Below are 5846 nucleotides of genomic sequence, written 5' to 3'. Positions count from 1 at the left end.
ATCACTGCATCGCATCACGATTTGAGTGATGGTCGAGCGGGGAGAAAATAGGAATTTGCGCTAGGCGCATAAAGGCAATATCTTTGGCGTAATTAGCGACATAGCTTTAAAACGAAGAAACCCTGCCGAGGCAGGGTTTCATTCGGGTCAGGCGCGGCGGCAACCGCCCTGACCTAGGTCTCGGGGAATCTCTGCTTAGGCGGCGGGGATCGAGACCTGGTAAGCACAATTCTGGCGAGAAAACCCTCGCCTGTCTAGCTTCCAGCCTCCCCCCGACACCTCTTCCCGACGCTTGGAATCAAGATGCTTTGGGCACGGGAAAGTAATAGCTACCGATCAAGGGGATCTCTTCACGGTAGCCGGTATAGCCGGTCAGGTGCGACCCGCAAGGGCGAGAAGGCAACGGCAGGGCAGCGCAAAAACCCAACCACGGGCGCTGTAACTGTCTCAAAACCCACCGACCGCCAGACGCCGAAGAGGGCAGGGGACGCCGTTTTAACCAATCCCCGAAAGTCTGGAACGCCTGTTGGGAGTGGGAGCCAGGAATAGAACCTGGAACATTTTCCCCACTGCGTGGAGTCATGCGAGACGCTTTTTTTAAAAGCTGATCGTAGGGGCTCCCACGCCAGTGGGAGCCCCCTAGGCGCGCGTGAGCCAGCAACCTCTTCCCGCTACTGCTGCCATTGCTATACGTGTGGGCACATTCCCATGGTCTTGTCTTAAAGAAACATATTCATCATTCCTAGTGAATGGGAGTCCTCCTGAAGGGATAAACGGATCATGTTGAGTCGCTAGGCACACCCGTGTCTGGTTCACTTGCGCGCGAAAAAGCTTTCTAAATCAACGGATCCTGCCCGCTGACGCAACATCTTGAGCAGGGTTTTTGACGGACACACTATATCTTGTGTTGACATAGTTATTTTTTTTTGTATAATTGCATCAATCTGGTTAAACGAATAAATTTAATCAGATTCATCACAGATCAAGCTTTGATCAATGGCTAATCTCTATAGAGAGAACAGACCTCACCGTTTAGGGAGGTATTGCAATGACCAATCAAAATATATTTGAAGCATTCACGGATGATCCCGTGCAATTCAACATGCAGAGCCTTAAAACTAAACTGCTGATGGTAGTGATTAACCTCATTCGCCAAAAAGGCTGGACACAGTCGACAGCAGCTAAGGAACTGAACGTTAGTCAGCCACGCATGAGCAACCTATTCAAAGGGCAGCTCAGTAAGTTTTCCATCGATACGTTGCTGGAAATGTTGGTACGTCTTGGCTATAAGCTCGACGCGGATTTTGATCCTACCAATGACAACGTACCTTTGGAGCTGACACTAAAAAAGGCGATGCTGTAAAAGCCATCGCCTTGTCCAGGTAGAGCTTGGTTCTTATCGAACCAGAATTGTCGGATCGCCTAGGACGTCCTTCAACCGCTTACTGGCGGTACGTTTCAACTGAGCATCTGATCCATTGGTTGTCTTCGCCGTAACATGCAGCACTACTATGTGGCCTGGCAGCTTACTGTAGTAGACGCAGCGATAGGCGGGACGACCATTTCTTTTCAACTCAATTACACCGGGACTTACATCTGTCAGATGGCTGATCTTCAGCAGCGGGTCAAAACCGTTGCATTGGAATTCCAAGCTGCTCAGAAATGCTTCACGGTGATCCTCGGGAATGTCTTCACCCATTTCTTTAAAAGCTAAGGGATGGTAGGAGAGCATTTTCGGGGTGAAACGGGTTTTACTTTGGGTCATGCTGGTATTGGGGTGGTTCATAGTGGCCTCCATAGGCTGTTTTTATTTGGTTCGAACGATGTATGAATTTCATATTCATAACTCCATGCTTTGATAAAAGGGCAGTAAATTACTGCCACGTAATGCATCAGACAAAAATGTGCCTGATACGATAATTGTATATAAAAATTAGTAATATGTCAATAGGCTATGCTCTGACGCAGCTTCTTTTTGACGCTTTTTTGATGGCTATACGCTTTTCCGTCAAAAAAATGCGGTCGTACCTCAGAAGACGCACCACTGAAAGGCTGTAGGCAGGTTGTATTAATCGTTGCTGAACCGTAGGTTTCAGTTTTTGCCACAAATGATGTTCGTGGCTATTACCAATCAAATGGGCCGTTTTCGAAAAGCCACTCAAGCAAGGACTGAATCAGCAATCGAATCAATAACCCCAGAATTCTTGTGAACATAAAACGCTCCGTTTGTGAATGAGTCCCCGAGCAAGGTTCCAAGGGACTGAATCGGCGTACTGCCCATTCCTACGGTGTATTTACAGTTTTGGTTCTGGTCGTTTTTGAGCTCGTTCTTTCGCCCCGGATGCGTTACGCATAACGGGACATTCGTTAAATGCCACCCGTCATCCAAGCCCACTCCGGTGGGCTTTTTTGTGCCCGCTGGATGCCAGAATGGCGGGGACTGGTACGCCAGAGCCATAGTGAGGGGTTTTACGCCAAGCCATCCCTACGCGCGTGCCACCAGCCTTCCGGTAGAAAAGAACCGGCATGGAACCTGTGGATTTTCGCGTCCGCGAAAATCCACAGCCGTGGTGGCGTTTTTGCGTACTTACGCAAAAGCGTAAGTACGTAAGGGCCGTAGAGGGTTGGGGGGCGATTAGGCGTGGAGAAAGCGCGTCCTACAAGTCAGCACAGTGGTGAACGCTAACGTGCAGATTTGACCCTTAGCGTGCAGCGATGAGCTAGGGGTAGGTCATCAGGTGAGCTACCGTTGCGTAGTTTCGCGGGCGCGAAACTACGCGCTGCGTTAAATCGGCCCCCCCACTTTGCCGCAATCTTTTGCGGTGGCTCCGTACTTTACCCACCCGATTTTCGCGTCCGCGAAAATAAGCATCTGCTGACAGATAGCGTTCAACCGGTGTGAGATATCTCACCTGAGATGAACGAAGCCTCGTTCACCGAACGCAAACAAGAGGTCAGATTGATGCAGGCTGGAATCCAGGAAGAAACTTTACGCGCCATGCTCGAGGCGGGCGCCGTGCGTGAAGTGCTGATCAGCCGGTACGATGAAAAATGGGGTTTGGCCATCCGCTTGGGCGGCGCCGGCAGTCGCTGGCTGCCGGTGCGCTCGCGGCGCGAAGCGCTGCGCACCTGGGCTAGTTTGACCGCCGTGGGCCGCTTTGCCGAAGCCCAAGGCATCAAGGGATTTGCCGTCGAACTCTAACGTTCACGTTAGCCCACACAGTGCCGGTGCCAAGACTGCGAGGCAGGCCGACGTCGACTTCACCAGGTTGAATACCTGATGCAGCAGATCGAGCAGCAGGGAAGTGACGACGTTGACCAGGAGTTCGTACATAAACGCTTTGAAGTGAGCCATGTGAGATGTCCTCAGTGATTTGGGGACACCCATTAAAAGGCACATTTTGCTGTGTCATTAGCCCTTGTTTGCGCGGAAACCAAAAAAATTACAGTGAAAACACGGAAGATTTTGCGCCATGCGTTCAAAGCCGTTTAGAGAAAATTAGAGCGATTTAGAGAAAGTCTGAGCGACTTAGAGCGACTTAGAGCAAATCATTTAGGGAGGCCGGCTTCGGGGAGGCACGTTACCGATTGTTTACACAATCGGCGTACCAAAGGGGAGTTCCCCTTTGAAACCTAGTTTTCGTCATGACGAAAAACAGCCCTTTGTGAAAGGGTAGAAGTGTCCGATTCATGAGCCTCACGTAGTGGGTGATTTGGGCCTCATCGAGAGGCCCAAGCCCTCTCTTATCAGCTCAGCCTTGCGAGTTGGGTTTTTACGTAGGCATGAAATTCTGCGTGAGTCAGGTACGTTTGGTTGAGCTTGGTTTTAAGCTCATCCCCCATCGTTTTGAGTGTCAACCGATTGGCTATCGACTGGGATTTGCTGACCTTTCCCAAGTGGTAGTTCAGCTCGTGGTCTTGAGAAAAGTTTACGTATTCGTGATCGCTCAACGGCATTTCGATTTCCTTTCGGATGGTTGTTTGGCAGTCGCCTATGTTTACGTATGGCCATTTGCCAACATTTCAACTGTGCTCGCTGAGGTAAGGGGGACCGATTTAACGCGTCTTCTCGGACAGGAAATGTTTTGTGGCCACCGCCTGCACGCAGGCAGTCTCCCAAAACCTGATCAGGGCTGCGCCCCGATACCCAATTTCGGGTTTAAAAGCGGCATAGACTTTTCCGACAAGGCTTCTGATGTAGAGAATTTTCAGCCGTTTGGCGGAAAAAAAGCCCATACCATTTACCGATGGCTAATCGGTTGTGTGATGCCGATTACCAAAAAACTGCATTTTTTCACATCTCATTTACCAATATAGCTAAAGCAGTTACCAGTCATTTTTTGATGTAAATTATTGATTTAAAAGAGTTTTTTCTAATTTTTTTAGTGTTTTTTTGTATCACTGTATCTAGATAGACGTAAAACTGAGTAATAAGCTTCGTTTCACTGTTTTGAATTCGAGGTTCACATGGACAAGCTCAGTGCTTTTTTTTCGATCATTTCGAATGCCAGTCCTTTGGTGCTGGTAGCAATGGTTTCAGTGGTAGCCCTTTTGGTTGTTGCTGAGTGTGTTAGGCAGGTCTGTAAGGCTGTGTCTAAAGGAAAAGAGTGATGGCAAGGAAATTTAGTAAATGCCCGACTTGGTGGGTTAGGGATCCAGAATGCAATCTGGCCAAATTTTTAGGAGGGAAGTCATCTGGTTGTGGAATTGCAGCCCTGAAATGCATTCTCGCCCTATCCACCTCGATAGATTTTTGGACACGTCAGGCTAAATTGTCGTTGTCAGATTTGGAAAAGCTGACGGGCCTTTCAAGGCCTATGGTCATTAAAGGTTTGGCTAGGCTAGTGGAGATGGGCATCGTTTTGGTTGATAAAACAAACCATGTCCATGTGTATGAACTCACTGAAAAAAATAAAGACTCGTACTGGGCGAAAATCCCATTTGATCGTGTCAGAAAGCACCTTCCGGAGATTTCTAATCGTGGAGAGGTGTACCTAACCGCTCTAAAAATCTATTTGGTTTTGGTCTCAATTCGCCCGAACGACGATGATTCTGTGGCCATTGGTTATGAAAAAATAAGGGACTATGTGGGGTGCCAGAGAAGCAAAATCAGGCCCGCTCTCGACGTTCTCTATAGCCACACATTGATTCGGATTAGGCATAGTGATGAGTCGAAGGAAAGACATAATGTCTACACGATTCTTGGCCTTTAGAACGGGCTACAGCGGTTGCTCCGCTGAATGACGAAACCAGATCGGAAAAACTGTTTCAATCATCATCCAAGGCGGTGAACAAACTCGCCCAGGTAGCAGGCTCCTGAGAAGCAGAAGCGGCGGTTGCTTTCGGCTTTACTGGGGAAACCTCGGGTTTGTGCTCCAGCAAACGCATTGTCTCGCGCAGCTCTCGCACTTCTTCGCGCAACAACCGTAGCTCTTCCAGGAGAGGATACAAATTGTCGAAAATTGGTGTAGGGGAGGTGTCGGGAGATGGTGTCGGAGAGTGTCGGGTCGATCCTTGCGGTTCACCGTACACACGGATCATTTCCGACAAATCGATGACCCTCTGACCTTTACCGTCGCGACCAGCAGTTACACGGCCTTTGGCCACGGCTTCATAAAGCGTAGAGCGATGCAAACCATAAAGATTTGCCATGCGGCCAATGGTTAATTTTGCCATGTAGGGCAGTGTCGAATTCTGTCTGTAGGGTGGTCGACAGTTTATCACTGCATCGCATCACGATTTGAGTGATGGTCGAGCGGGGAGAAAATAGGAATTTGCGCTAGGCGCATAAAGGCAATATCTTTGGCGTAATTAGCGACATAGCTTTAAAACGAAGAAACCCTGCC

Annotated in this window: 7 protein-coding genes; 4 read left to right on the top strand and 3 right to left on the bottom strand. The window is 49.0% G+C overall.

The genetic code is table 11. The features are described from left to right. Positions 1–1048 precede the first annotated feature (1048 nt). Positions 1049–1363 (top strand): helix-turn-helix domain-containing protein, encoded by a 315-nt coding sequence (locus AC0ZWN_RS28725; protein ID WP_476337701.1) that lies wholly within the window; start codon positions 1049–1051, stop codon positions 1361–1363. Between the two features lie 33 nt (positions 1364–1396). On the opposite strand, the gene AC0ZWN_RS28720 is transcribed toward AC0ZWN_RS28725, so the two are convergent. Next, positions 1397–1786 carry a type II toxin-antitoxin system RelE/ParE family toxin gene (locus AC0ZWN_RS28720; RefSeq protein WP_476337700.1) on the bottom strand — a complete coding sequence of 130 codons (390 nt, stop codon included), beginning with the start codon at positions 1784–1786 and terminating at the stop codon, positions 1397–1399. 1176 nt (positions 1787–2962) lie between these two features. Here AC0ZWN_RS28720 and AC0ZWN_RS28715 point away from each other — a divergent pair. Next, positions 2963–3202 (top strand): hypothetical protein, encoded by a 240-nt coding sequence (locus AC0ZWN_RS28715; protein WP_476337698.1) that lies wholly within the window; start codon positions 2963–2965, stop codon positions 3200–3202. Positions 3203–3205: 3 nt separating this feature from the next. On the opposite strand, the gene AC0ZWN_RS28710 is transcribed toward AC0ZWN_RS28715, so the two are convergent. Beyond that, complete coding sequence (locus AC0ZWN_RS28710; RefSeq protein ID WP_476337697.1) at positions 3206–3355, bottom strand: hypothetical protein; 150 nt, start codon at positions 3353–3355, stop codon at positions 3206–3208. Positions 3356–3795: 440 nt separating this feature from the next. On the opposite strand from AC0ZWN_RS28710, the gene AC0ZWN_RS28705 reads away from it, so the two are divergent. Both AC0ZWN_RS28705 and AC0ZWN_RS28700 read left to right on the top strand, forming a co-directional pair. Continuing rightward, positions 3796–4317 (top strand): hypothetical protein, encoded by a 522-nt coding sequence (locus tag AC0ZWN_RS28705; RefSeq protein WP_476337695.1) that lies wholly within the window; start codon positions 3796–3798, stop codon positions 4315–4317. 293 nt (positions 4318–4610) lie between these two features. After that, a complete protein-coding gene (locus AC0ZWN_RS28700) occupies positions 4611–5213 on the top strand; it encodes a hypothetical protein (RefSeq protein ID WP_476337693.1) in 603 nt (200 codons plus the stop codon). Between the two features lie 55 nt (positions 5214–5268). On the opposite strand, the gene AC0ZWN_RS28695 is transcribed toward AC0ZWN_RS28700, so the two are convergent. After that, entirely contained in the window at positions 5269–5676 is a 408-nt protein-coding gene (locus AC0ZWN_RS28695) for a hypothetical protein (RefSeq protein WP_476337692.1), read from the bottom strand. Between the last annotated feature and the right edge of the window lie 170 nt (positions 5677–5846).

Source organism: Pseudomonas sp. 3B-A001-10F (genome assembly GCF_056313565.1).
Note: the sequence above shows the minus strand (reverse complement) of the source record. Positions and strands in the feature narration are given on the sequence as shown.

What these genes read in the sequence shown, in the direction of transcription:
- AC0ZWN_RS28715 (WP_476337698.1), top strand. Translation starts at nt 2,963, where the DNA reads ATGCAGGCTGGAATCCAGGAAGAAACTTTACGCGCCATGCTCGAGGCG.
- AC0ZWN_RS28700 (WP_476337693.1), top strand. Translation starts at nt 4,611, where the DNA reads ATGGCAAGGAAATTTAGTAAATGCCCGACTTGGTGGGTTAGGGATCCA.
- AC0ZWN_RS28695 (WP_476337692.1), bottom strand. Translation starts at nt 5,676, where the DNA reads ATGGCAAAATTAACCATTGGCCGCATGGCAAATCTTTATGGTTTGCAT.
- AC0ZWN_RS28725 (WP_476337701.1), top strand. Translation starts at nt 1,049, where the DNA reads ATGACCAATCAAAATATATTTGAAGCATTCACGGATGATCCCGTGCAA.
- AC0ZWN_RS28710 (WP_476337697.1), bottom strand. Translation starts at nt 3,355, where the DNA reads ATGGCTCACTTCAAAGCGTTTATGTACGAACTCCTGGTCAACGTCGTC.
- AC0ZWN_RS28720 (WP_476337700.1), bottom strand. Translation starts at nt 1,786, where the DNA reads ATGAACCACCCCAATACCAGCATGACCCAAAGTAAAACCCGTTTCACC.